Source organism: Pelomonas sp. BJYL3 (genome assembly GCF_027257975.1).
In the GTDB taxonomy this organism is placed as follows: Bacteria; Pseudomonadota; Gammaproteobacteria; order Burkholderiales; family Burkholderiaceae_C; genus Roseateles_B; species Roseateles_B flavus.
Map to the genome: position 1 here is coordinate 226,786 of NZ_JANZKX010000007.1, position 25,062 is coordinate 251,847.

At 72.0% G+C, this 25,062-nt stretch carries 19 protein-coding genes; 1 reads left to right on the top strand and 18 read right to left on the bottom strand.

Annotation, left to right across the window (positions count from 1 at the left end; all coding sequences use genetic code 11):
* Nucleotides 1-40: 40 nt before the first annotated feature.
* The 3 genes from O9Y01_RS20380 to O9Y01_RS20390 form a co-directional block, all read right to left on the bottom strand.
* A complete protein-coding gene (locus O9Y01_RS20380; protein WP_269633466.1) occupies nt 41-1,327 on the bottom strand; it encodes a hypothetical protein in 1,287 nt (428 codons plus the stop codon).
* 99 nt (nt 1,328-1,426) lie between these two features.
* Nucleotides 1,427-2,038: a hypothetical protein gene (locus tag O9Y01_RS20385; protein ID WP_269633467.1), complete on the bottom strand. Its 612-nt coding sequence runs from the start codon at nt 2,036-2,038 to the stop codon at nt 1,427-1,429.
* Between the two features lie 10 nt (nt 2,039-2,048).
* Entirely contained in the window at nt 2,049-2,951 is a 903-nt protein-coding gene (locus O9Y01_RS20390; RefSeq protein WP_269633468.1) for a DUF2272 domain-containing protein, read from the bottom strand.
* A 240-nt stretch (nt 2,952-3,191) separates the two neighbouring features.
* Between O9Y01_RS20390 and O9Y01_RS20395 the strand changes: the two genes are divergently transcribed.
* Nucleotides 3,192-4,574: a methyl-accepting chemotaxis protein gene (locus O9Y01_RS20395; RefSeq protein ID WP_269633469.1), complete on the top strand. Its 1,383-nt coding sequence runs from the start codon at nt 3,192-3,194 to the stop codon at nt 4,572-4,574.
* A gap of 287 nt (nt 4,575-4,861) precedes the next feature.
* Here the strand turns inward: O9Y01_RS20395 and O9Y01_RS20400 are convergent, their stop codons facing one another.
* The 15 genes from O9Y01_RS20400 to O9Y01_RS20470 form a co-directional block, all read right to left on the bottom strand.
* Nucleotides 4,862-6,286, bottom strand: a complete 1,425-nt coding sequence (locus O9Y01_RS20400) for a hypothetical protein (protein ID WP_269633470.1) — start codon at nt 6,284-6,286, stop codon at nt 4,862-4,864.
* A 234-nt stretch (nt 6,287-6,520) separates the two neighbouring features.
* Nucleotides 6,521-6,844, bottom strand: a complete 324-nt coding sequence (locus O9Y01_RS20405; RefSeq protein WP_269633471.1) for a hypothetical protein — start codon at nt 6,842-6,844, stop codon at nt 6,521-6,523.
* On the bottom strand, nt 6,841-9,552 hold the full coding sequence (locus O9Y01_RS20410) for an Ig domain-containing protein (protein WP_269633472.1): 2,712 nt from the start codon (nt 9,550-9,552) through the stop codon (nt 6,841-6,843). Before O9Y01_RS20410 ends, O9Y01_RS20405 begins: the two co-directional genes overlap by 4 nt.
* The gene (locus O9Y01_RS20415) at nt 9,549-10,892 is read right to left on the bottom strand and encodes an ATP-binding protein (RefSeq protein ID WP_269633473.1); all 1,344 of its coding nucleotides are present in this window, start codon (nt 10,890-10,892) and stop codon (nt 9,549-9,551) included. The genes O9Y01_RS20410 and O9Y01_RS20415 overlap by 4 nt, the downstream gene beginning before the upstream one ends.
* Nucleotides 10,876-13,314, bottom strand: coding sequence for a contractile injection system tape measure protein (locus O9Y01_RS20420; RefSeq protein WP_269633474.1), 2,439 nt, complete (start codon nt 13,312-13,314; stop codon nt 10,876-10,878). The genes O9Y01_RS20415 and O9Y01_RS20420 overlap by 17 nt, the downstream gene beginning before the upstream one ends.
* Nucleotides 13,311-15,881, bottom strand: coding sequence for a hypothetical protein (locus tag O9Y01_RS20425; RefSeq protein ID WP_269633475.1), 2,571 nt, complete (start codon nt 15,879-15,881; stop codon nt 13,311-13,313). Before O9Y01_RS20425 ends, O9Y01_RS20420 begins: the two co-directional genes overlap by 4 nt.
* Nucleotides 15,878-16,669 carry a hypothetical protein gene (locus O9Y01_RS20430; protein ID WP_269633476.1) on the bottom strand — a complete coding sequence of 264 codons (792 nt, stop codon included), beginning with the start codon at nt 16,667-16,669 and terminating at the stop codon, nt 15,878-15,880. The genes O9Y01_RS20425 and O9Y01_RS20430 overlap by 4 nt, the downstream gene beginning before the upstream one ends.
* Nucleotides 16,666-20,616 carry a baseplate J/gp47 family protein gene (locus O9Y01_RS20435; RefSeq protein ID WP_269633477.1) on the bottom strand — a complete coding sequence of 1,317 codons (3,951 nt, stop codon included), beginning with the start codon at nt 20,614-20,616 and terminating at the stop codon, nt 16,666-16,668. Before O9Y01_RS20435 ends, O9Y01_RS20430 begins: the two co-directional genes overlap by 4 nt.
* Nucleotides 20,617-20,631: 15 nt before the next feature.
* Nucleotides 20,632-21,039 carry a GPW/gp25 family protein gene (locus O9Y01_RS20440; RefSeq protein ID WP_269633478.1) on the bottom strand — a complete coding sequence of 136 codons (408 nt, stop codon included), beginning with the start codon at nt 21,037-21,039 and terminating at the stop codon, nt 20,632-20,634.
* A gap of 1 nt (nt 21,040) precedes the next feature.
* Nucleotides 21,041-21,340, bottom strand: a complete 300-nt coding sequence (locus tag O9Y01_RS20445) for a PAAR domain-containing protein (protein ID WP_269633480.1) — start codon at nt 21,338-21,340, stop codon at nt 21,041-21,043.
* A gap of 10 nt (nt 21,341-21,350) precedes the next feature.
* Complete coding sequence (gene vgrG, locus O9Y01_RS20450; RefSeq protein ID WP_269633481.1) at nt 21,351-23,138, bottom strand: type VI secretion system tip protein VgrG; 1,788 nt, start codon at nt 23,136-23,138, stop codon at nt 21,351-21,353.
* A 4-nt stretch (nt 23,139-23,142) separates the two neighbouring features.
* Entirely contained in the window at nt 23,143-23,811 is a 669-nt protein-coding gene (locus O9Y01_RS20455; RefSeq protein ID WP_269633482.1) for a CIS tube protein, read from the bottom strand.
* Nucleotides 23,812-23,813: 2 nt separating this feature from the next.
* Nucleotides 23,814-24,017, bottom strand: coding sequence for a DUF5908 family protein (locus tag O9Y01_RS20460; RefSeq protein WP_269633484.1), 204 nt, complete (start codon nt 24,015-24,017; stop codon nt 23,814-23,816).
* Nucleotides 24,014-24,529, bottom strand: coding sequence for a phage tail protein (locus O9Y01_RS20465; RefSeq protein ID WP_269633485.1), 516 nt, complete (start codon nt 24,527-24,529; stop codon nt 24,014-24,016). The genes O9Y01_RS20460 and O9Y01_RS20465 overlap by 4 nt, the downstream gene beginning before the upstream one ends.
* Nucleotides 24,530-24,536: 7 nt before the next feature.
* The gene (locus O9Y01_RS20470) at nt 24,537-24,995 is read right to left on the bottom strand and encodes a phage tail protein (protein ID WP_269633486.1); all 459 of its coding nucleotides are present in this window, start codon (nt 24,993-24,995) and stop codon (nt 24,537-24,539) included.
* Between the last annotated feature and the right edge of the window lie 67 nt (nt 24,996-25,062).

Here is a 25,062-nt window from a genome sequence, read left to right on the forward strand (position 1 = left end):
GCACTCCTTCGATGCTTGCTGGGTCGCCGGGCCTTCCTGCTCAGAAGAGGGAGTCCAGATTGCCTTCGGTGTCAGAGCCCTCGTCCGAGGGCTCGACGGCCTTGCTGGCCTTGCCGCCCGTGCTGCTGGACGCGACCCGGACCTCCTTTTCCAAGGTCTCCGACAGTCCGAACAGGAGCTTGGCGTCGTCGGCGAGGTCCTTCAGGGGCGAGACGGCGCCGGCCCGTTTGCCGGCCGGGTAGCTGGCGGGGTAGGGGATGGGCAGCTCGTGCGGCGCCCCGCGCTGGACGAAGTCCGCCACGCCGGACTGGCCGCTGACATCGAAGTCGGGCAGCGGGTACTCGGGCGCATGCGTCAACCTGCCGGCCCCGTCGTACTGGCGCAGCATGCCGACCCGCCCGGCGCCTTTGTCCTTGCGAACCGTCAGCCAGATGCGGATGGCATCGGCCTGTGCCGTCTTCTCCTCCTGGACGACGGCCAGCACCTGATGGTCGATGTCCGCGAGCGCGTTGGCGTCGACCGCCTCGGTCACGCCGATGTCGGCGACGCGTGCGGCCTCGGGCGGTGGCGTCTCGCCATGCAGGCCATTGACCTGCCGGATGGCCTTGGGGAGGTTTTCCTTGGCGCTGATCTTGCTCGCGTCGAGGATGGTCTTCATCTGCGCCGCTGCGGGCCCGCCGCTGTTGATCCAGAAGGCATCGGCCTTGGCCCTGGGATCGCCGCTGTCCTTCGTCTGCCGCAGGCGATCCTGGCCGGCATAGAGGGCGCCCAGCGAGAGCTCACGGGTATAGCCCTGGATGTCGGCCCAGCCATTGCGGCTGAGCTGCAGGTCCTTGCAGATCTGCTCCAGCAGCTTGACGCCGTCACCCTTGGCCTGGGGTTGTTGCTTGGCTTTGGCCTTGGCGCCGGATTTGGCGCTGGAGGCGCCCTGCGAATCGCTGGCCTTGGGAGTCATGCTGTTGGCCATCGGCGTCAGCGCCCCCTTCACCGCAGCGGGAATCTCGTTGCGCAAGGTATCGGCATGCCCTTTCAGCGTTCCGGCATCTGCAGTTCCATGGGCGACGGACAGGGCCGAACGCGTCTGTGGCTCGTGCGGCCCCAGGAAGCACTGGATGGGCGCGGCCCCAGGTACGGCGGGCCGGGCCAGGGCCGTCCCGCGGAGCTGGGCGATCTGCCGGTCCTGCTGCTGCTGGCGAGGGCTGCCGGCCTGCGGGCCTGGGCGGCGTGTCTCCAGGCTGGTGTCCGCGACAGCCTCACGCGCGGCAGGGCCGCTGTGCGAGGCGCCGGTGCCGCTTTGCGGGCTCAGATGCTGCTCACTGCGTGACACGTGGAACCTCACTTCCGACGGGTTTCTGAACGCTGCCCGGTCGCCTTCTCCGGGCCGTGCCTGCAGGCGGGCCCGGACTGCGCACGCGCCGCCCCCGCCTCACCCAGGGCACCCCGGCTCCTTCCCCGCCGGCAGCTTGCGGCTGAACTCATAGCAGGCGCGCAGCCACTGGATGTTGGATCCCAGGTCGTTGAGCGGCTTGCCGGGGCCCTTCCAGTGGGCCGCCAGCGCCTGGCGCAGTGGCGCGATGGTGTCCATGTACTCGTCCGGGAAGGCGATGATCTCGTAGACCAGCGGGAACTCGATGTAGCCCAGCTTCACCAGCGCCCCCAGCTGCTCGTAGTGGTAGTGGACGGCGGCATAGTCGGCCATCTCTTCCGAGAGGTAGAAGGCCTCGCCGCTGCCCGCGGCCAGGATCTTCTCCTGGATGTGGGACTGGATCTGCAGCCAGTGCGTGCTCAGAAAGCGGTGTGCGCGGCGCGCCATCTTGGCGTCCTCCGCGAAGAACTCCTTCACGTGCGAGAGCGCGGCCAGGCGGCGCGACATGTCGCCCTTCACCGAGTTGTCCACGAACTCGCGGAACTGCCCCACCGAGATCGCCGCGCCCACGATGACGCTGATGCCCGAGGCGATGCCCACCAGGCTGCGCCAGCGCATCAGCGCGGTGCCGAGACGGCCGTTGGGGTGCGCTGCCGGCAGGTCCTCGTCCATGCAGCCGTCCTCAGGGGCGGGCGCGGGCCAAGCCGGTGCCGGTCGGCTCCGCCCGCCGCAGCAGCAGCAGCCAGGGCCGCTCGGCCTGGGGCAGCAGGCGGCCCTGGGCGTCGACGGCCGCCTCGGTCCAGACCACCCGCTCGTGCACATTGCCACCGATGGCGCCCACGCGGTCGGCCTGCACCTCGACGACGAGGTCGCAATGGAAAGGCCACATCCGCTCCCGCTCCGCGCGCGTCAGGCGCTGCAGCTGCGCGAAGCTGTCGAAGCGCTGGATGGCCGCCTCGCGCGGGGCGCAGATCAGGTCGCCGATCCGCGGGCTGGCGGCGGCCGCGTCCAGCAGCTCGAAGCTGCTGCGCCGCGGCTGCTCCAGGCTGGCGCGGATGTAGCTCCAGTGCGCGGCACTGGGCGGGAACTGCTGGGCGCTCAGGCCGGCGGTCTTGGCCAGGTAGGAGATGAAGGCGGCGGACCAGGGCAGCAGGGAGCCGTCCGGATAGAACAGCCGCTGCTGCCCCTCCGCCTGGCCGATGGCGAACCAGTAGTGCATCACCCGGCTGGTGAAGGCCGGCTCGGCCTCCGAGGGGCTGGAGAGGCCGCGCGGGCGCTCCAGCTCGTCGCTCTGCAGCTTCCAGCGCACCTGGCCCCAGAGGGTCCATTCCTGCAGGGCCAGCTGGGTGATGCGCGCACTCCAGTCCGGGATGGCCACGGGGTGACCGCCCAGGCCGTCACCCTCGCTGCGTTCGACAGACTCCACATCGGGCAGGGGCGGCGGCTCCACCCGCGGCGGCATCGCCGGTGGCGCCGACACGCTGGCGCAGCCCTGCAGGATGGCCAGCAGCACGCAGGCGCTCAGCCGGGCCGGCCACGGGGCCAGGGCATCACGGAAGGAGGATCGCGGGACGAGAGCAGGCATGAAGGACTCCGCTTGAGGCGACGGCAGCGGGAGCCGCAGTGTGACCCGCGCCAGCCCTTGACGCCTATCAGTCAAAAGCTGATTCCGCCTGGGAGAAATACCGAAATCGCCCGAAAAGATGCCGGCCAGCGCCGCGTCTGAGGCGGCCCGGCAACGCGGGGCGGGGCCAGGTCTTGCACCTGCTGCCGGACTTGATAGTCTGGCTGCCGCCCCCGGCTTGGGACGGGGCAGGAGCACATGATGCAGTGGACGCTCAAGAAGCGACTGACGCTGGGGTTCGGCGTGATGCTGGCCCTGCTGGCCCTGGTCGCCCTGGTGGGGCAGTACCAGCTGGGCCAGATCCAGTTCTACAACAGCCGGCTGGACTCCCGCGCCTTCCGCCTCTCCCTGGCCCAGGCCTGGGAGACACAGGTGAAGCTGGCGGTGGCGACCAAATCCGCGCTGCCGGCGCTGGACGCGGAGCCGGTGGGCAAGCTCAAGGGCCTGGTCGAGGCCCGCGAGGAGCGGCAGCTGCTGGACGCCGCCCTGTCCTCCGTGGCCGCCGGCCCGGAGGGGCACCAGGCGGCGGTGGGGCAGCTGGCGGGCGGGCTCGTGAAGCTGCAGATCGCCGACAGCAGCCAGCTCCAGGCGGCCCTCAATCGCGCGGTGACGCTGAACTGGAGCGTGCTGGCCTTGGGCATCGTCGTGGGCGTGATCGTCGCGCTGCGCCTGCTGGCCGCCATCCTGACGCCCCTGCAGAAGGCCTCGGCACTGGCCGAGAGCATTGCCGACGGCGACCTGACCGGCGCGGTGGGCGCGCATGCCCAGGACGAGGTGGGCGCGCTGCTGGACTCCCTGGAGCGCATGCAGGCCAAGCTTGCCACCCTGGTCGGCCAGGTGCGTGGCGGGGCGGAGTCCGTGGCCAATGCCTCCAAGGAGATCGCCTCGGGCAATCATGACCTCTCGGCCCGCACCGAGCAGCAGGCCGCCTCGCTGGAGGAGACCGCGTCCAGCATGGAGGAGCTGGGCTCCACCGTGCGGCACAACGCCGACAACGCCCATCAGGCCAAGCAGCTGGCCCAGCAGGCCTCCGACGTCGCGCGTGACGGCGGCGTCGTGGTGGGCCAGGTGGTGGACACCATGCGTGGCATCCACGAGGCTTCGCGCAAGATCGGGGACATCATCGGCGTGATCGACGGCATCGCCTTCCAGACCAACATCCTCGCCCTGAACGCGGCGGTGGAGGCGGCCCGCGCCGGCGAGCAGGGCCGCGGCTTCGCGGTGGTGGCGGGCGAGGTGCGCAACCTGGCCCAGCGCAGCGCCGAGGCCGCCCGCGAGATCAAGGCCCTCATCGGCGCCAGCATGGAGCGCGTGGAGAAGGGCACGGCCCTGGTCGACCAGGCCGGCGGCACCATGGGCGAGGTGGTGGGCGCGATCCAGCGCGTCAGCGACATCGTGGCCGAGATCTCCGCCGCCAGCGGCGAGCAGGCCAACGGCGTCACGCAGGTGGGCGAGGCCGTGCATCACATGGACCAGGCCACGCAGCAGAACGCGGCCCTGGTCGAGCAGATGGCCGCCGCGGCCAGCAGCCTGCAGGGGCAGGCGGACGAGCTGGTGCGGCAGGTGGGGGTGTTCAGGACATGACGCTACGGCCGTTCATCGTAGGCAGCCTGTCGTGGCAGGCCTCCGGCACCAGCGGCGGCAGTTCATCGAACGCCTTCTGACGCCCGCCCGAGCGCACCGTGCCCACCCGCTCACACGGGCCAGGGCCGCAGACATGAGGTCCCTGCTTGAAATCGCGGGGGCGCTGGATGGCGCTCTCGCTCGTCGTGGCTGAGGAGTCCCGCATGCCGGGATCGGGGCCTTCTTGGAGCACATGGCAGTTCTGAGGCCCTGCTCCCGGATGTGTCCGCGCAAGGCGAGGCCGGCGCCTACTGCCATGGCGTAAAGGGATAGCTCGTGCTCGGCTTCTGGTAGGGCGTGGCCGCTGAGGTCTTCCGGTCGTTGGGGTATGTCTGGTTCGGAATGTCGTAGTACTCGGCAGTTTGCCCTGTGGGCTGGATCATGAAGTGCTCCCGGTCGGGAATGGCGGTGCCATCCATGGTGCGGTCCGGCGTCGCGGAGTAGTCGTAGGAGACCAGCACCGCGCCGCCTGTGGGCCTCATGCCCCGCACCAGGTGGTTGCGCGCACCTTCGTTGAAGGCCGTGTTCTCCGGCACGTAGTTGTGTGACGAAGAGGTGGTGGACTGGCTGCCCTCGGCATGGTCCACCACGTGGCCCCGGCCCAAGGTCTGGTGGGTGACGGAATGCTTGTAGTCCTTGGACGTCATGGGGTAGTCCCGCGGCCCTGTGAAGTGATTGCCGCCCGGCTGTACCTGGAACATCCCCCCGAGCACTTGGGTGCCTCCAGACGAGGACGGATCGGAGATGTATGACGTGCAGACGGTGGAACTGCCCACGTCCTCGGAGTCCACGTTGAAGCCGGGCGAGGTCGGGCAGACGACGGGATCCCGCATGGGAATGTAGGGTGTGGACGAACTGCCGCCACCGGTCCAGGTGTAGCCCGGAGGGACGGGGGGCAGCAGGCTGTGCGGCAAGACATGGAAGGACGACGTCTGGGCGCTCGGGTCGAAGGTGGCGCTGGGGACAGTGAATCCACCCGATGGCGTCATGCTCGTCGTGCCTCCCGGCCCAAAGGACTGTCCGATCAGGCTCACGCTGGTGTCGACCCCCTGCGACTCCAGGACACTCTTCTTGTAGAAGGTCCAGCCCGGACCCATCGACTTGTTATGGGGCCCGTTGTCCACGTGCGTGATCTTGCCTCCAGCGACCTGGATCCAGGGATTCATCTTGGCCTGGACCTGGAACCGGTCACCCTGGACGGAGAGCCGGGTGGCCTGCGGAGACAGGCCCCGGATGCCGCTGGCCAGCCCGGTGCCAGAGGCGCCTGGGCGGCTCAGCGATGGGAGGATGACTTTCCCCCCGCTGACCTCCAGGCTTCCGTCCGCCACCCCGCGGGCCAAGGGTCGCTGCCCTGGCTTCCCGGCGCCTCGCAGGCCTTGAGCCAGGCGGTGGACCTCCTGAGCCGGCAGCGCCTGCTCAACCGGTTCATGAGACACCTGGCCCGGGCCGAGCGTCCCGGCCAGTGCCATTGCCCCCGCGGGCGACTCGGCCGCGGCGAGACCCTGGCACTGGGCGATCCTGCGGCCCTGCTGCAACTGCCGCGGACTGCCGGACCAGGCCCCGGACGCCGGGGCCGGGAGCCGGGCAGAGTCCAGGCCGCCGTTGGCGGCTGGTTCGCGCCGCGGGCCTGCGGCCTGAGCGCCGTGGTGCTGGTGAGTGGTGGAGCTGGTCATGGGGTGTGCGTTGAAGTGGGGATCAGTCCGATGGACCCGGCCACCGCAGGCCTGCCGCCCGGCCGCATGGCATGCGCTGCTCTCCTCGAAGTGACGGGTCGGCCTTGCGGCGAGCCTGACCTGTCCCGGCACGGGGCCTGGCCTGATGCAGGCATGGCGGATCCACCTTGCGTTCCGTGGAAGCGGTGCCGGGACTGGGCGGGGCGGGTCCCGACGGTGGTGGCGGGGGGGGCCTCAGGTTCCGGAGCCCTTGGCGATGGAGTTGCTCACATTGGCCTCCATCTGGCGCCGGCGCTTGTTGTTCTTCGCGGCGCTGATGCGCGGGTTCTCCGTGCGGCCCTTGCCAGGCTTGTGCGAGGTGGTCTTGCCGTTGGGGCCGGTCTTTGAATGCGAGGGGCCCAGTGAGTGGCCCTTGGCCTTGCGGGGGTTGAGCTGCGCGATCTGCGCGCCCTGCGCCTGCTGACGCGGCGAGCCGGACGCCCCGTTCGCGCCCGCATGGGCGGCCGCCTGGCGCTGGACGGGCGCCACCGGCGCCTGGGTTCTCTCGTTCGACTTCATGGCTTCTCGACCTTTCTCTTGAGCAGCGCCATCAGCGCTGCAACCACGGGAATCGCGATGAGGGCCAGCAGCTGCGCATTGCTGTTGCGTATGCCGGCCAAAGCCGGGTCGCACTCCAGCAGGGCCGCGCCCAGGATCACCGGCGGGATGCCCGCCAGCAGGGCCAGGCGGCCGTAGCGAGAGCGCCATTCGCAGTTCCACTGGAAGGCCACCCACGTCAGCAGGCCGGCCAGGATCAGCAGGTCGAAGAGCAGGCGCAGCAGCCAGCGGTTGGGGCAGACGAAGCCGCAGATGGCCTCGCTGATGCCCAGGCCCGGATCGCCGACGAAGACCCGACGCAGCATCTCGCGCTGCTCGTTCTTCATCAGGCTGTCGACCAGGGGCGAGGGCCAGAAGCCGATGCCGTCGAAGTTGTCCTGCACATAGACCAGGTCGTCCTGGTACTGCTGGGTGTCCAGCTGCGGCAGCACGAGCAGGGGCACGACGCTGCGCAGGAAGATGCGGCGGTCCCCGCCCTTGAGCGCCGGGCTGGCCTCGATGGTGCTGCGCAGCTGCTTCTTGCTGTCCGAGCTGGGCTCCGACAGCAGGACCAGGAAGCGCAGCTGCACATTGCTGTTGCGCTTGTAGTCGCTGTTGGTCTCGACGATGCGGCCATTGAGCATCTCCGGCTTCTCGACGGCCTTGAGCAGCTCGAAGAGCTTGTCCACCGCGAAGGGCCCGGCCTCGGCCAGCAGGCGGTCGCTGAGCATCAGGTTGATCGCATAGCGCCGCTCCGGGTTCTCGCCCAGCGCCTCGCCCAGGCCGCGGATGAAGCGGGGGTAGAAGGCCGCGAAGCGGTCGGCCAGCACGGGGTCCTTGCTGCGGTCGGGCAGCTGGTCGAAGTAGACCGTCAGCCCGTCGCCCGCGTACTGCACCTCGGCAAAGCCGGGCAGCCAGGACCGGGCCTTGGCCTTCCAGCCCTTCAGCGGTGTGTCCAGCAGGTCCCGTGCATGGCGCGGCACCTGGGTGCTGAGACGAGCCAGCAGGGCCTCGCGCGCCTGGGCCGGCTCGGTGGCCAGGAAGCGCCAGTCGCGGCGGTAGATGCCGAAGTCGATGCGGGTGTCGTAGCGGCGGGCGGTGTCGATGTAGTCGACCTGGTCGGCGGCCAGCGAGGGGAGGGTCAGGTCTTGATCCAGGGGCAGCGCAAAGGGCGTGATGCGGTGGATCAGGCTGAAGTCCATGGGCTGCGGCGGCTCGGGGCTCAGCCAGTTCGGGGCGATGGCGTAGATCAGCTGGCGCGCCCGTGCATTGGTGCAGTGGCAGTCCGGCGTGGCAGACCACTGCGGCGATCCGGCCCACAGCACCCGTTCGCGCGCGGCGGCATCCGCCAGCCATTCGCGCAACGCGGGGGGCAGCAGCCAGCTCGGCAGCTCGCGCAGGGAGAGCTGCTCGGCGGCCGCGGGCAGGGCGCTGGCAGCGGCGCCGGGTGCTGCGCTCGCCGCCGCACTTGCCGCACCTGCCGCACCTGCCGCGCTCGCCGCACTCGCCGCACTCGCCGCTGGCTGCGGGCGGCGCGCGCCGGCCTTGGCCGTGCCTGCCTTGCCGGCGGCGGCCTGGGGGGCGTCCTCGCGGGGCGGGTTCAGGGCCTTCGCGCAGGTCTCGGCCAGCTGCCGGCTGTCGGGTGCCGGGCGCTTCAGGCGCTGCGCCTCGGCCGTCACCAGCTGGCGCACCTGGGCGCAGGCCAGGGCATCGACGGCGGCCAGGAACAAGGCGCGGCTGGGGTACTCGATGCCCATCACGGGCTCCAGCCACAGGGGCAGCTGCTTGTTCTGGTCCTCGGTCCAGGCCAGGCCGGCGGGCGGCGGCAGCGTGGGGGCGCCGGGGTCCGCCGCGGGGAGGCTGGCCGCGGGTTCGGAGGCGGGCGCGCCCTCGGTGCCGGCCGCAGTGCCCGCATCGGCCCCTGCGGCAGGCTTGATGAGGGTGGCCAGGGCATCCAGCTGTGCGGGCTGGAGCTGGTAGACGATGGCGGTGGTCGCGCGGTTCGGAGTCTTGCCCAGCTCGCGGCGGTCGATCTGGCTCAGCGGCGGCGTGGGGCTGCTGGCCGCGGAGGCAGCGGGCTCGGGCTTGCGCACCGGCAGGATGCGCAGCACATAGGCCTGCCCGGCCAGGCGGCCCGCGCCGTCCTCCACGCTGAGCCGGAAGCGGAAGAGCCCGGCCTTGGTGGGCACGCCGCCCAGCGGGCCGGTGGGGTCCAGGCTCAGGCCGTCGGGCAGGCTGCCCTCGGCCAGGCTGAAGACATAGGGCGGCTTGCCACCGACGGCGCGCACCTCGCGCTGGTAGCGCACGCCCACCGTGCCGTTGGGGAGGTAGTCGGGGCGGCGCTCCATGCTCAGCGGGTCGGGGTCCACGCAGGCGGGACGCGGCGCGGCGCTGCACTGGGCCGCGCCGGGCAGCTGGATGCTGGAGACCGACGGCGCCGGCGTCACGGGCCGGGTCTCGGCGGGTGGCGCCGTCGCCGCGGAGGCTGGCGCAGCGGCCGCTGCCGGTGCCGAGCGGGCTGGCGCCGGCGCGCTGGCGGGCGTCTGGGCCTGGGCCGGGCCAGCGCCCGCCCCGTCACTCCAGACGGTCAGGCCGGCGGGCAGCAGGGCCAGGGCCAGCAGCGAGGCCAGGCCGGCACTGCGCCGCAGCAGGGCCGTCAGCCGGCGTCCTTCAGGCGCATGGCGGCTCATAGGGTCCTCCCTTCCTTGCGCAGTTCCTTGGCCAGGCCGGTGCGCAGCTCCAGCAGGCGGATCTGCTGGCGGCCGTCGCGCAGCGCACTGAGCGCGGCATGGCGGATCACGTTGGCGATGGCACCGCCGGCCAGCTCGTAGCGCTGCGCCAGGCCGATCAGGTCCACCTCGGGGGCCAGGTGTTGCGCGGCCAGCATGCCCTGCCACAGGCGCAGGCGGGCATCGGCATCGGGCATGGGGAAATAGATCATCGATTGAAAGCGGCGAGAGAAGGCCTCGTCCAGGTTGCTGCGCAGATTGCTGGCCAGGATGACGACGCCCGGGAAGTCCTCCACGCGCTGCAGGAGGTAGGCGATCTCCTGGTTGGCGTGGTGGTCGTTGGCATTGCTGACGGCGCCGCGCTTGCCGAACAGCGCGTCCGCCTCGTCGAAGAACAGGATCCAGCGCCGCGTGGCGGCCTGGTCGAAGACGCGGGCCAGGTTCTTCTCCGTCTCGCCGATGTACTTGGAGACCACCATGGAGAGGTCGATGCGGTAGACGTCCGCCCCGGTGCGCTGGCCGATCAGCGTGGCCGTCAGCGTCTTGCCCGTGCCGGGCGGGCCGTGGAAGAGGGCGCGGTAGCCGGGCTTGAGCGCGCGGGCCAGGCCCCAGTCCTGCATCAAGACCTGACCCTGCTGCATCCAGGCGCAGATCTGCTCGACCTCGTCCAGCACATCGGGCGGCAGCACCAGGTCGCTCCAGTCCAGGGGTGACTCGATGCGCTTGGCGGGGAAATGCAGGCTGTAGTCCGGGCGCTCCGCCTGGCCGCTGCTGAGCAGCTGCAGGGCCTCGCTGCTGAGCTGCAGCGTGCCGCTGAGCCGGGGCTCGCCGGCCGGCGGCAGGTCCAGCTGCAGGAAGCCGCGCTGCACCAGCGGGTGGCGCGGATCGAAGAGCTCCAGCAAGGCCACGCGCCGGGGCAGGGACTCGCCGGCGATCAGGAAGGCCGCCGTCTCGCCCGTGGGCAGGAAGCCGCCATGCGCCTGTGCCTTGATGCCGCCGAACTCGGTGAAGCCGCGCTCCAGGTTCTCGTTGCGCATGAAGAGCAGGTCCAGGGCTGCGGGGCGCAGGTGGGGGACCAGGCCCAGGGCCAGCAGCAGGCGCTCCTCGGGGCCCAGGCGCATCTCGTCCACCCAGCGGCCCAGCTCGCTGCCGGCGGGCGGCGCGGGGGGCGGATCGGCCGCCTCCAGCCCTTCGTCCCGCTGCTGGAAGTGCTGCTCCAGGCGCAGGGTCAGCACCCGGTCCAGCCAGTCCAGCTCCTGCTGCAGGGCCAGGCTGTGCGGGGTCTCAACGCCATTCCACATGCAGCACTCCTTCCATCCATGGCAGACGGATCGTCGAGAAGCCCCAGGGCAGGCGGTCCAGCAGCACGTCCAGGCCGCGCTTCTCCACCCGCAGGCGCCAGGCCGGCGGGGCGTCCGATCGCGGCTTCTCCGGCGCCAGGCGGCCCTGACGCTGCAGAAAGGTCTCGCGCAGGCCGGCCACCGAGGTGCGGCCCAGCGCCTTCCAGTGCGCGATGACGGCCTGCAGCAGCTGCTCCAGCACGGCCAGGGTCTCGGCCGGCAGGGGCGGCACCGGGGGCAGCACCGTCGCCGTGCCGGCGCCGCACAGCAGGCGGGACAGCACGCTGTGGCATTCCTCGCGCGGCTGGGCGCCATGGCACAGCTGCTGCAGGCACTGCACGGCCACGGCGCGGGCGGTCTCGTCGCGGAAGCGGCCCTGGTCCAGCAGGTCCAGGTGCTTGAACAGGCGCTCGGCATAGGCTGCAAGCAGGACCTGCCCGGCGTCGTCCACCCAGATGGGCTCGCGCCCGGACACCGGCGCAGGCGCCGCCGGCTCGGTGGCGGGCGGCCTGGCCTGCTGGTAGGCCTCGCGCAGGGGGCCGGCCTCGGGCGGGCGGCCCTCCAGGAACAAGACGCGGCACAGGCGGCGCCAGTGCTCGGCCAGCGCGGCGGCGGGCTCCTGCATGGCCTGGCCCAGCCAGCGCAGCAGGCGCCCGGCCCGCTGCTGCAGGCCCTGGGTCGTGGCTCCGAACTGGGCGCGGATCATCTGCCAGCGCCGGGACTCGTCGAACAGGCGGACCCAGCGCGCGCAGGCCTGCTCGGTGCTGAGCAGGCGCGCCAGGCGCAGGCGCTGCGGCCATTGCCAGCGCCCCTGCTCGCACTGGCGGGCGAGGCCCTGCAGCGCGCGGTCCAGGGTGGCGCTGGGCGGGCCGTCCTGCGCGGCGGAGCGCTCGGGCCGGGGCGGCGCGGGCGGCAGCCAGGGCTCCTTCGCCGGCGCCGGCGGGGGGGCCGGCGCGGTCTCGGCAAGCCGCGGCCGGGCCAGGTCCTCGGGCCGTTCCCAGCGCCGCCAGGCGGCTTCCCAGAAGCGCTGCCAGCCGGTGTGGCTGTCCGGCAGGCGCTCGCCGCGGGCGAGGGCATCCAGGCAGGCCTCCATCAGCAGGCCCTGCAGCCGCGACAGGCCCGGCCGCAGCCCCGGCAGGGCGAGGCGCTGCAGGCGCAGGGCGGTTTGGCGCAGGGACTCGGCCCAGTGCAGGGCCGGCGCCGCCTGGGGCAGCGGCAGGGCCTCGGCTCCGCGCGAGTGGCTGCTCTCCAGGCAGCCCAGCAGGCCACCGAAGCTGGCGGCGTCCAGGGCCAGGGCCCAGCGGCGGCGCGCCGGGGCGTCCTGCATCCACAGCCGCAGGCGCTGGCCCAGGGCCTGCGCGTGCTGGCCGGACAGCATCCGCAGCTGCTCCAGCAGGCGGACCTGCCGGGCCTGGCTCAGGCGGCGCCCGCCATCGAGCAGGGGGCGCAGGCGCTGCAGGCTGGCCTCCCAGACGCGGCCCGGGCTGGCGCCAGCCGCGGCGCCGGGGGTCAGGTCTTGCCCTGGCTGGGCATCGGGCTGTGCGGCCAGCAGTGCCTGCAGCAGGCCGGGCTCGCCCGAGGCGGGGGCCAGGGGCAGCAGGCGCTCCTGCCAGCCCGAGCCGAGCGAGCGGCCCAGTTCGGCCTGCAGGGCCTGCAGCAGGCGCTGGCGCCGGGCCTCGCCCAGGGGCCGGCCGCGGGCGTCCCAGAGCAGGTCCAGGGCCTGGGCCCGCAGCACCTGCTGCAGACGCTGGCGCTCGTAGGCGCTGAGCCGGCCGCTGGCCTGCAGGGGCAGCAGGGCGCCTTCGTCGAGCGCCTCCAGCTGGCGGCCCAGGTCCGGGTCACGCTGGGCCAGCAGGGCCTGCAGGCCCTCGTGAGGGCTGATCAGGCGCAGGCGCTGCAGGAGGAGCGGGCCGGCGCGGTGGCGCTCCAGGGCCCGCCACAGCTGCGGCCCCTGCTGCCGGACCAGCCAGGCCAGCCAGCGCGACAGCGAACCCTGAGGCGTGCTCGTCAGCTGCCAGGGCAGGTGGCCCCGTTCCAGGTAGGTCAGGAAGTGCTGCAGGGCCTGGCCGCCGGAGACGGCACCGGGGGCCTCGGCCGGCTGTGTCCAGGGCAGCAGGGCCTCTTCCAGGGCCCGCTGCAGGCGCAGGCCCCATTCCTGCTCGTCCTGGGCGGCATGCAGGCGGCCCAGGTCCAGCACCAGGCTGTCCAGGGCGGGTTGACGCAGGCGGGGTGCCAGCCGGTCGAACAGCTGCTCCATGTGACGCTGGCCCTCGCCGCGCAGGAAGCGCATCAGGCGCTCGTGCAGGGCGTGGCCGTGCGTGGCGGCACGGCCGCTCGGGTGGCGCAGCTCCAGGCGCAGGGTCTCGATCACGTGCGTGTTCATGGCCGGGCCCGTGAGTGCGGAGGCGGCGGCTCGTCGGCGGCGTTCTGGCCTGACTTCTGCGCCGTCTCCAGGCACTGGCGCAGCTGCTCGGCGGCCTGGTCCAGGGTCTGGCAGAGGCTGGGCGCGGCCTGGCCGCCGAGCAGGGCCTGGCAGTAGCGGCGCCGCAGGTCCAGCCAGTGCTGCCAGCGGGCTTCGAACTCGCGCAGGGCATCGGCGTCCAGCCACAGCACGCTGCAGCGCAGATGGGCCGGGGCCTCGCGGCGCAGCAGGGCCTGGGTCAGCTCGCGAAAGCGCTCGTCGCGGCCGCGCGCCGTCCAGCCGCTGCAGACCAGGTAGAGCTGCACGCCCCCCTCGGGCAGCGGGCAGGCGGCGCTGCGGCCGTCCGTGCAGGGGCGCAGCAGCAGGGGCTCGACCAGGTGCAGGCCCTCGCCCTGCAGCTGGACCAGGCAGGCCAGCTCGTGCAGGGCATGGGCCAGGTTGCGGGCCTGATCACGGCTGGGCACCGCGGCCAGGCGCCAGGCGGCACGGCCGCTGTCGTCCAGCAGCAGCAGGGGGCCGGATTCGCCCGCCTCGGCATCCACGACGAAGCGCTGCGGCGCGAGAGCGGCCAGCAGGCAGTCGGTGTCAGCGCCGATGCGGCGCAGCAGCGGGCCCAGCTGCTGCAGCCGCTGCTCCAGGGGCGGCCCCTCCAGCGGCCGTGCGCGGGACTGCGAATCCAGCACGGGCTGCAGCCGGTCGATCTGATCCTCGCCCAGCGCCATGCGGGGGCTGCTGCCGCTGTGCTGCGCCTCCAGGGCCGCGAGCGTGCGGCCCAGCAGCCGGCTGTGGCCGCTCAGCATGCCCAGCTGCAGGGCCAGGCGCTCCTGCAGCGGCGGGGTGTTGTCCGCCTGGTCCAGCAGGGGCCGGCTGTAGTCGGGCGCGGCATGGCGCTCCTGCGTGAGCCGTGGCAGCCGTTGCGCGAAGCTGCGCTTGAGCCGCAGCAGGTGCAGGCTCCAGGCCGAAGGCGCGAAGTAGCAGGGCAGGCCCTGCAGCAGGCCGTGGTCCAGCACCTCACCGTGCAGGGCCAGCTGATAGTCCAGCAGGCGGTGGCGCCGCTCCAGGGGGTCGTCGTCGATCCAGCCGCCGGAGGGCAGCTGGCTCGGCGGTGTCTGCAGCAGGGCCTCGATGCCAGGCAGCTGGGCTTCGCCAGGAAGGCCGGGCCAGTAGCTGCGGGTGTCCGGCTGATCCAGGGCATAGAGGTGCGGCATCTGTTCGCGCTGGACCTGCACCTGCAGCAACCCCTGCTCCAGCAGCGCCCGGTAGCCGGTCCATTGCGCGCGCAGGCCGGGCACCTCGTCCCGGGCGGCCTGCAGGGCCTGTTCGTAGAGGGCGGGCAGCACGGCGGTGGCCGGCAGGTGATCCTCGCGCCGCGTGGGCAGGGGCGGCAGGTCCTCCTCGGCCGGAAAGCCCTGCCAGGTCTGCAGATGGGCCTGGGACACCGCCGAGCCGCCGCTGCCGGCACGGCGCATGTACATCACGCGGCGCCATTCCTGCAGCTCCGCCAGCAGCGGCCCCAGCTCCAGGCGCATGGCGGCGCCGTCCTTGAGCACGGTCCAGCCTTCCAGGTCGGCGGCCCGCTCGGGCCAGCGCAGCCGCAGGGCCCAGTCCATGCCCCAGCGCTGCAGCCCGCCGTGGGGCAGCAGGGTGGCGTCGGCCAGGGCCTGGTCCTCGGGCGGCAGGTCCAGGCGCAGGTCCTCGACGCTCTCGAGGCCGGGCAGGCCGCCCAGCTGCCGGGCCAGGTCGGCCGGGTGCAGCACGGGATGGCGGGACTCCAGCCACTGCAGCTCCTCCTCGTGGGCGGCCCGGCCGAGGGGGCCGTCGCTGAACTCGCCCTCGGGCTGCAGCAGGTCCTGCTCGGGGCTGTCGGGGATGCGGCTGGAGATGCAGTCGTCGCAGCGCTGCAGCAGCTCGCCCAGCAGCTCGGGCAGCTCCCGCTCGCCGGTGATGGCGATGCGCAGCTGGCGCAGCACGATCCAGCGTGGCTGCAGGGCCTGCGGCGGATGCGCCAGGTCCTCGGCCAGGTTGCGCCGGCTCCAGAAGGCCTTCAGCGCCTGCTGGAGCAGGCCGGGCTGGTCGGGGTCGGCGTCGCCGCGGTCCTGCAGGCTCAGGGTCCACAGGCCCTGGAAGCGGCCGGCCGGGTCCTGCTGGGCGCGGATCTGCAGCTGGCGGGCCTGGGGCAGCTGCTGGCGCAGCCACAGCTGCCAGTCGCGTTCGCTGAGGGGGCGGCAGGGCTCCTGGCGTTCGCGGTGCGAGAGGCCGAAGCGCTCCCAGGCGGCGTCGTCGTCCTGCGGCTGCAGGCCCAGCAGCGTGGGCACGGGCTGGCGCGCGGCGAAGACGTCCTCGGTGATCGCGTAGCACAGCGCCTCCAGCAGGCTCACGCCGGGGTCGTGCAGGTTGTAGTCCGTCCAGAGCCGGCCCGAGGCCTGCTGCGCGCGGTCCACACCCAGGGCGCGCAGGGCGTCGAAGCCCAGCGGGTCGGGGCTGTCGCCGCGGTGGCGGGCGATGCCGGCGGGCAGGGGGGCGTTCATGGCTGGCCTCCGCGGGGCTGGCCGCCCTGCATGTGGGGATCGAACCACAGCTGGCTGAGATGGACCTGGATGCGCAGGTCGTCCCCGAAATTGCAGGCGGTGCGGATCTGCAGCTTGTAGCTGGCCTTGCGGCCTTCGCTGCCGTGCCAGCGCAGCTGCAGGCGGTCGCAGCGGCGGCCCCACCAGGACTGGGTGGTGCGGATGCCGCGCTGGCGCTGCAGCCAGCCCAGCAGGCCACGGCCGGGGTTGTAGGTGCTCAGGGCGATGGCGTGCATGAGGCTGAAGTGACCGCTGCCGGGCTGCCCGGCGCCGGCCACCAGTTCGAAGCCCTGGCAGCCCTGCAGCTCGGGGGTCAGGTCTTGCCAGCTGCCATCGGCCAGCACCGGCCCGGGCAGGGGCAGGTTGCCGCGGCGGCCGTGGGCTGCCACATGGCCCTGGACGTCCAGGCGGTCGGCGGGATCGGCCGTGCCGATGCCCACGCGCTGGCGCAGGTCCAGGCTCAGCAGGGGGTCCGTGCCCTGGCCGGGGCTCTGGAACAGCAGCTGGTTGCGCTGGGCGTGCAGGGATGCGCGCCACAGGGCCTGCTCGGGCATCTGGTCGCGGTAGAAGCTGATCAGCGCGTCATGGCCCACGGGCGCGTAGATCTCCTCGCCGTTGGCGACGGTCTTGCGGAAGCCCTCGTCGGCCATGTTGAGCATGGAGTCGATGAGGTCGGCGAAATGCTCCTGCGTGGGCAGCTGACCCTCGCGGAAGTAGTTCTTCAGCGTTTCGCGGTTTCTGCTCGTCATGGAGAGTCCTGCCCGATGATGAAGCTGCCACCCAGGGTGAGCTTGGCGATCCCGCTGACGGGCGCGCGGGGGCTGGGGTGTTCGCTGAGTTCAAGGAGATGACCCCGCGTGGGCAAGGCCAGGCTCCAGGGCCTGGCGGGCCTGAGCAGGCGATGGCCGGTGGCGGTGTCGCGCAGGGTGTAGTGGCCCTCGTCGTCACGGATGATGTGCAGCAGCGAGGCCTGGCCGATCTGCCCCACGCCGGGCTGGGCGCGCAGGAAGGCCTCGACTTCGTCGACCTGCAGCTGCCAGTCGAAGTGCATGGTGGGGCCGCCTTCGCGCCAGGGGGAGAGGAAGCCGCGCAGGGCGTCGGTGATCTGGCGCAGGCGCTCGCCGGCGGGCTCGCCGGGCTTGAGGCGCAGGCTGCAGCGCACCTGCAGGCGTTCGTAGGTGGCATTGCGCACCAGCAGGGGCTGGCCCGGCGGCATGCGGGACTGCAGCCAGCGCTGGATGCGGGCCAGGGTGGCGGCGTCCAGCTTGGGCGCCTCGGCCCCGTCGGGAGCGACGCCGGCCGGCAGGGCGGGCACGACGACCACGGTCAGGCGGCCGTCGCCGCGCGGGTCGCTGCGGGGGATGCACTTCACGCGCTGCACCTCGGGGAACTGCTGCAGCACCAGGCGCTCGTAGTCCCAGGGCATGGCGGCCCGGCCGCGGTGCCGCAGGCGCTCGGCGATGCGGGTGATCCACTCGGGCTGCGATTCGGCCGCGCGTTCGGCGAAGGAGGGCCAGGGCTGGCGCACGGCGGCAAGACCTGGCACCGCCTCCTGGGCCGCGCGCACCGACAGCGGCGCCAGCGGGCGCGGCAGGGCCGGGCCCTGCAGGCGGGTCAGTACGCCATTGGTCCACACCCCCTGGAGACCCGCCAGCAGGGGCAGGCGCCCGTCGCCCAGCAGGCGCAGCCAGAAGGGGCCGGCCGGCAGGCTGGGGCAGCCGCTGCTCATGCCCGCGGGCAGATCCAGCAGGACCACGCCGCTGCGCAGCAGGCCCTCGGTGCCGTCCATCAGCACGCGATGGGCTTCGAGCTCGACCCAGTCGTCGCCGCACCAGGCCTGCCAGCGCAGGCGCGGAAGCGGGCGGCCCAGGGGCTCGCGCGCCGATTCGGAGCGCAGCTTGAACAGCAGGCTCAGCGTGCCCTGCGGTTGCTCGCCCTGCAGGCCGATCATCAGCTGGCCCATGGCCGGCCAGTGGGGCAGCACGGGGCGCGGGTCTGACTGGGGCAGGGCATGCAGGGCCTGGCTGCCGAAGGGCCAGAGGTAGCGCAGCTCGGTGCCGTCCGCCAGGGGCTCGCCGCTGCGGGCGGGGATGCGCTGCCTGGCCACGTAGTCCGCCTCGACCGCGGCCAGGGTGGGGGTCCAAGGCGCTTGCGGCAGGGGCGCGGGCTGCTTGAGCTTGCTGTTGAGGGTCAGGGTGCTGGTGAGCAGGCGCGGGTAGTCGGCATGGCCGAAGGCATGGGGCGTGCCCGCGAGGGTCAGGCGGAAGTAGCCGTGGCGGGTCAGCAGGCTGTAGTCGCGCGCCGGGCCGGTGGCGGGCCGGTGCAGGCGCAGCAGCGGCGTGCCGTCGAAGTCCAGGGTCTGGTCCGCCAGGGGCTTGTTGCGGGGCGCGGCGGGGAACAGGCGCAGGCCCTGGCTGTCCGTCGGGCCCTGCCCGCCCTCGTTGTCGCCGTCCCCGCCGACCTCGCGCCACCGGCCATCCGCCAGCACTGAGGCCTGCACGCGCAGGGCCTGGCTGTTCCAGGGCGCATCGGGGTAGCCGGCGTAGTGCTCGTCCCAGGCGCGGCGCGGCAGGCCTTGCCAGTGCAGGTGCAGCTGCAGGGATTGCAGCGGCTTCTGGACCAGCTCCGGGTGGCTGAACATCAGGTAGGAGCCGGGCTCGGGCAGGGGCCCGAAGGGCATGAAGGGCTTGCTGGGATCCAGGCGGCCCAGCTGGTTGTGCAGCTCCAGGGCCCGCAGCCCCTGCACCTGGACCTCCAGCTGCAGGGCCTCCAGGGGCAGCTGCTGCAGCAGGCTGCTGGCGAAGAGGCGCGAGCGGCTCTGCAGCTGCAGTTGCAGCACGGGCAGTGCGGGCCAGCCCTCGCCGTGTACCGCGGGCCGCGCGGCGCTGACGGCCGCTTGCTCCGAGCCCAGCAGCAGGCACAGCAGGAAGCCCGCGGTTGGCGGCTGGGCCGTGCCGGCTGGCTCCGCCGGGCGGGCGCCCGGCGCGCTGTGGGCCAGGGACCCATGAATGGCGAAGACCTCGTCCACGGCCATCCAGCCCTCGGCGCCGCTGAGGGCCGCGGACCACGCGCCGCGGAACACCCGGTCGAAGACCAGGGAGCGTTCCAGCGGGCGCTCCGAGTAGAGCAGGGACAGCGGGTCGTCCACGTCGACCTGCTGGCCGGGTTCGGGCACGTACTCCGCCAGCACCTGTGCGGCGTGGCCGCGCAGCAGGCCCAGGGCGTCCATGGGCAGATCGGCCGTGGTGGCGCAGAGCCAGACGGCGAAGAGCCGGCCCAGCCAGGGTGTCAGCGTCTCCGGGCTCTGCGCATGCAGGCAGCGGGCCAGCAGGTACTGCAGCCAGGGGGCGCCCTGCAGACCGGGGGCCTCGTCCGTCAGGCGCTGCAGCAGCAGGCGCCAGTGCGCCTGATCCGGCGCCTCGCCCGGTGGCTGCCAGCCCTCCTGGCGCTCGCGCTGAACCAGGTACTGGCAGGCCGCCACCGAGGGCGGCGGGCCGCCGTCGGCAAAGCCTTCCGGCACGCGCAGGTGCAGGTGCAGCTGGATGCGGCGCTGGCCCTCGCGCAGCTGCAGCAGCGGGCTGGCCAGGGCCAGGCCCTGGCGCGCAGGCCGGCTGTCGCTGCCACCGCCCAGCGGCGGGCGGGCCTTGGGGTCGACGTCCGCCAGGCTGTCGGCGGCCGGCGTCTCGCCCTGCCAGGCCAGCGTGCCGGTGGCATAGCCGTAGTCGCGCTCGGGCGAGATGTCGGGGTCGCGGGGCTGGTAAAGGCTCAGCAGATGGCTCACCCGCAGCGGGCTCAGCCACAGCTCGTGCAGCGACTCCACGCTGCGGCTGACGCCGTCCTGGCTCGCGACGAAGCGGGTGCCGGCGGGCAGCTGCACCGGGCGCCGGGCATGGGGCTGGCGTTCCAGCAGCAGGTGCACCAGGGCCGGCACCTCGGGCTCGCGGCCCAGGCCCAGGCGCTGGGCGTAGTAGTAGTGCGTCAGGCGTTCGTTGAAGCGGTCCAGCGGCTCGCGGCTGAGCTGCAGCAGCTGGGTCTGGGCCAGCAGCAGGCCGATGGAAGGCTCGTGCCACTGCGTGCGCAGGCTGCCGGGCAGGGCCTTCTGGGCGGCGACCTGCAGGCCGGCCAGCACGCGGCACATCGACAGCCACAGCAGCCGGTGCTCGCGCAGGCCGGCGGGGCGCGTGGAGGTGTCCGTGCCGCTCGCCTGAAGGCCCCAGTGCGGATGCCAGGCGCGCGCGGCCTCCTCCGGCGTCAGCAGGGCGCGCAGCTGCGGGGCCAGCACGCCTGCCAGACGGTCCTGCAGCAAGCGGGCGACGGCATGCAGCGGGTCGTCCGCCGGCACGCCGGGCTCGTCCAGGCAGGCCAGCAGGCGGCTGTGCCAGCGGTTGAGGGCCTGGGCCAGGGCCAGGCACTGGCGGCGCTGCTGGGCGGGGGCGAGGGTGTCCAGCTGCAGGGCCTGCGCCTGCCACTGGGCCACCGGCAGGGCCGAGAGCTCGGCCAGCAGCAGGCTCAGGTCCTGTTCCAGCAGGTCGGACCAGCGCCCGCCGGGCAGGCCGCGCAGGGTGATGAAGTCCAGCTGTCGCGACCACTGGAGCAGCTGGCGCAGGCGCTGGGCCAGGCTCAGCTCGTCCGGGCGGAAATGGCCGGGCAGCAGCGCGGGGCTGAGGCGGGTGTCCTGTTGCGAGCCGGTGTACATGCGCTGCCTTCCTGCTCAGCCAGCCTGGACCGGGTGGCTGGCCTGGTCCAGGTAGAGCGGGTAGACCATGTTGTGCCGGGTGTTGGTGGTGCGCACGCGGTAGGACAGGTCGATCTCGATGCGGGCCCAGTCCTCGGGCGAGACGCGCGCCTCCAGCGCCTCGACCTCGATGCGCGGCTCGAAGTACATGATGGCCAGGCGCAGCATGCTGCACAGCTCGTGGAGCGTCTGCGGCGTGGCCTGCTCGAAGACGAACTGGTGCAGCAGCGTCCCGTAGGCATGCTGCATGACCCGCTCGCCGCGGCGCGTGCCGAAGAGGATGCGCAGGCTCTCCTCGATGTCCGGCACGTCCTCGCACAGCACCAGGCGCTGGTCCGCGTCGAAGCGCGGGGGGAAGCTCCAGCCTCGGCCAAGAATGCTCATGTCATCCACCAATCAGGACAGTGGGGAGGCCGAGCACGATGCTGCCGCCGTGCGCTGTGGGATCGCCCAGGCGTGCGGCCGGCTTCTTGCCGATCATCACGGTGGTCGAGCCCATCACGATGGTGTCGGGCGGGCCCACGCAGACGGCGTTGTCCCCGACCACGGCGGCCGGGATGCTGCCGATCAGCACGGTGGGCACGCCCGGCCCGACGATGGGGCCGCCCACGTGCGGGATGGGCGGCACCCCGGGCGTCTGCATGGGGCAGGTGTGGAGGTCGGTGAGGCGGGCGGCAGGGGGCATGGCGGGCCTCTCAATTGATCATGACCAGCGCACCCTTGACGGTGGTCTGGCCGGACGCGGAGAGCTCGGCGGTGGCGGCGCCCTTGGCGGTGAAGCCGATCTGGGCCTCGGCGCTGACGTTGAGCCCCTTGGCGCTGTAGTCGCCCGTGGCGCTCCAGCTGATCTTGGCGGTGGCGTCGCCCTGGATGTTGGCCTGGGCCGTCATCTTGATGTCCTTGATGCTGTCCAGCGTGATGCCGTTCTGGTCCAGGGTGATGCTGTTGCCGTTCTGGTCCTTGAGCACGCACTGCTTGCCCTCGTCGTCGAGGATCAGCGTGTTCTTCGAGGCGGTCTCGATGGTGATGGACTTCTTCTCCTCGTCGAAGATCAGCCGGTGCTTGTAGCGCGTGACCACGGCCTTGGTGTTGTTCTCGGCGGCCAGCTCGTAGGGCGGCATGCGGCTGCTGGAGTAGAGGCTGCCCAGCACCACGGGGTGGGTGGGGTCGTCGTTGAAGAAGCCGACGATGACCTCGTCGTCCACCTCGGGCAGGAAGAAGCTGCCGAAGCCGTTGGAGGCATGGAACTGGGCCAGGCGGGCCCAGATGGTGGGCGTGTCGGCCATCAGTGCCGGCAGGGAGATCTGGATGCGCTGCTGGCCCTCCGGGTCGGCGTCGAGCTTGACGACTTTGCCGATGTGCAGGCCGCGCACGCCCGGCAGCAGGCCGGCGTTGGCGGGGGCCTTGATGTCGGGGCGCTGCATCTGCCAGTCCGGCGGCATGCCGAACTCGGCGTGGCTGATCCAGTTGCCGTCGCTGATCTCGTGCTGGACGGCGCTGAGGTAGCAGTTGCCGTTGAAGCGCGCGCTCACGCCCTTGAGCTCCAGCACGGTGCCAGGTTTTGCCAGTGCGCTGCCCTGGAAGCTCAGCTGGCCGCGGTGGCGTGCGAGCGCGGCCTTGAGCTGGGTGGACTTGGCCCAGGCGTCCAGCACGTCCTTGGTCTGCGGGGCGCAGCTCTGCAGGGCGACGGTGGCGGGCGAGGCCACGCCGGCCAGGGTGCTGCCGTCCAGGTTGCCCTGGCCGGCGTCCGCGCCCGGGCTCTCGCTGCTGCCCTGCAGCAGGGCCTGGCTCTCCAGGCTCCAGCTGGAGGCCTGCACGGCGGTCCACTGGCTGCGGGCGTCGATGTCGGCGCTGAAGTCGATGAGGTCGGCGCCCCAGGTCACCTGCAGCGTCGGGGCGGCGCTGAGCGCGGGCGCCTTGACGACCAGCTTGCCGTCCTCGCACTGCAGCACGAGGCCCATCAGCTCGGCGCGGGCCAGCATGAAGTCCCAGTCGCTGCAGTAGTGCTGGGCCAGCATCTTGTGCTGGGCCGAGGTGGCGTCCACCTCGGCACCGAGGCCGTGGGCCGAGATCAGGCTCTGGATGATGGCGCTGTCGGTCTGGTCGACGTAGTGCGCGCTGCGCCGGCCCAGGGTCATCTTGCAGGCGGCATGCCGGCATTCCAGCTCGAGGCGGCTGTCGTTCTCGCCGAAGATGCGGAAGCCGTGGCGCACGAGCAGGCCGCTGAAGATGGGCTGCTCCTCGTCGCCATACCCGGCGCTGATGCTGATCAGCGCGCCGGGCTTGAAGAGATTGCCCTCGCTGAGCGGGGCGATGCCCTGGGGCATGTCGCCGTCCTGGATCACCAGGCGGGCCCAGGACACGCTGTTGAGCGCATGGCGCACCGTCAGCGAGATGAGGGGCAGCACCGCCTGCGACGCACCGTCGCAGCTCACGGTGACCCGCACCGGGCCGTCGCTGTTGAGGGCAGGGGACTGCGGCATGGTGTCAGCTCAGCGGAGGGAAATGCAGGCGCAGGCCGGCGGGCAGGCGGCGGAACTCGCGCAGGCCGTTGAAGGCCGCCACCTCGGGGTAGTAGCGTGCGTCGCCATAGATGCGCAGGCACAGCAGGGGCAGGGTGTCGCCCTCCACGACCAGCACGCTGTGGCTCAGGTCGGGCGAGGAGCGGTTGGCCTCCAGATTGGCCTGCGAGTTGCTGGCGAAGCCCATGAAGCTCATCTCGCAGTGCGCGCGCAGCGGCGCGCCGCTGGGCTTGAAGAGGGTGTACTGCGTGCTTAAGGACTGCAGCCGGCCGTTGAAGATCAGCGTGCCCCAGGCCACCTGCACATGGTTGGGCTCGTGCGCGCTGCTGTCGTAGTTGTAGACGATGCGGCACAGCTGCTCGAGCTGGGTCACCACCTCCACCACCGGACCCTCGCCGCCCACGGCGCCGGTGCCGTCCAGCACCAGGCTGAAGCTGATGGAGTCGGGCTCCACGGCGCTGAAGCGCATGCGGTTGCGGTTCTGCCCCTGCGTGCGGCGCTTGTTGTAGCGGATCTCACGCGAGTGGGTGAACTCGGCCGGGTTGATCTGGACCTTGAAGCGCTTGCCGGTGTCCGGCGTGGGCGGATCGCTGTTGGGCACCAGCTGGGTGATGGTGAGGGGCTGCTTGCTCATGGTCAGCGCTCGCGTTGCTGGCGCAGGGCTTCCTGGAACCACTGGCGGCAGGCCGCGAGGATCTCCTGCTTGAGCAGCTCGGCATCCAGGGCGCTGGCCTCGGTGTCGCCGCGCGCGCGGGCCTGGCTGCTGCCGGATGCCTCGGCGTCGTCGTCCTCGTCGGCCACCGTGGCCTTCAGCACCAGTTGACGGACTTCCAGGCTCATGACGGGGTCACCAGGCTCTGGTAGGCCAGCTCGATTTCCTCGATGGCCACCTCGTTGCGTTGCGACTCGAAGGCGTTGATGGTCCAGCGGATCGGATAGGCCCTGCTGCAGGTCCAGACCATCAGCGGATTCAGCTCGGCGTCCATCAGCTGCACCTGCACGTCATTGAGGACCAGGGGGATGGAGAGGCCGGGCTCCAGGCTGTCCTTGCACCAGCGCACGAAGGGCGAGCCGCGGTCGACCAGGCCGCGCTTGAGCAGCAGCCGACGGGCCTTGGCCTGCTTGGGCAGCTGCAGCACGAAGCGGTTCTCGCCGCCGTCGGTCACCTCCTCCGTCTCCAGGCTGTGCTCCAGCCCGGAGACTTCCTGGAAGGAGGTCAGGACCGGGCTGGCGCTGCTGCCTGAGCGGGAGAATCCCACCCGGAAAGCGAAGGCCGCCGGCATCTCGGCCGGCGGTGCGTCGGCCATGAAGTTCGGCGAGCCCTGCATCCAGGCGGGAAGTGCCACGGGCATGGTGTCCTCAGGCGTTGGCGATGGTGAGGCCTTCGTGGACGATCTCGATCGTCTCGACGGCCACCTCGTTGCCCTCGGACTTGAGGTCCGTGCCCGTGATCTTGCTGGGCCAGGCATTGGTCAGCGTCCACACCATGGTGGGCTTGCCTTCCTCGTCCAGCAGGCTGATCGTGACCGGCACGCGCTTGATGGTGTTCATCTTGATCTGGTTGAACCACTCCCAGAACTTGTTGTCCGACTTGAACACGCCCTTCTTCATGGTCACGTTGCCGTACTTCTTGAGGCCCGGCATCTTGATCGCCGAGAAGACGGGGCTGTCGCCATGCCGGTACTCGATGGGCTGGGCCTCCACGTCCAGCCCCGAGATCTCCTCGAAGGACAGCACAGCGGAATCCCACTTCACCTGGAAATAGAACTTGGGCAAGGGCCACACATTGGTGGATTGCTTGGAACCGTCATCAGCCATTTCTTTGCTCCATTGCTTGTTGCCTTGGGGGCAGGGGGGCTAGCGCACCACCCTGCGGCCAGTCGAA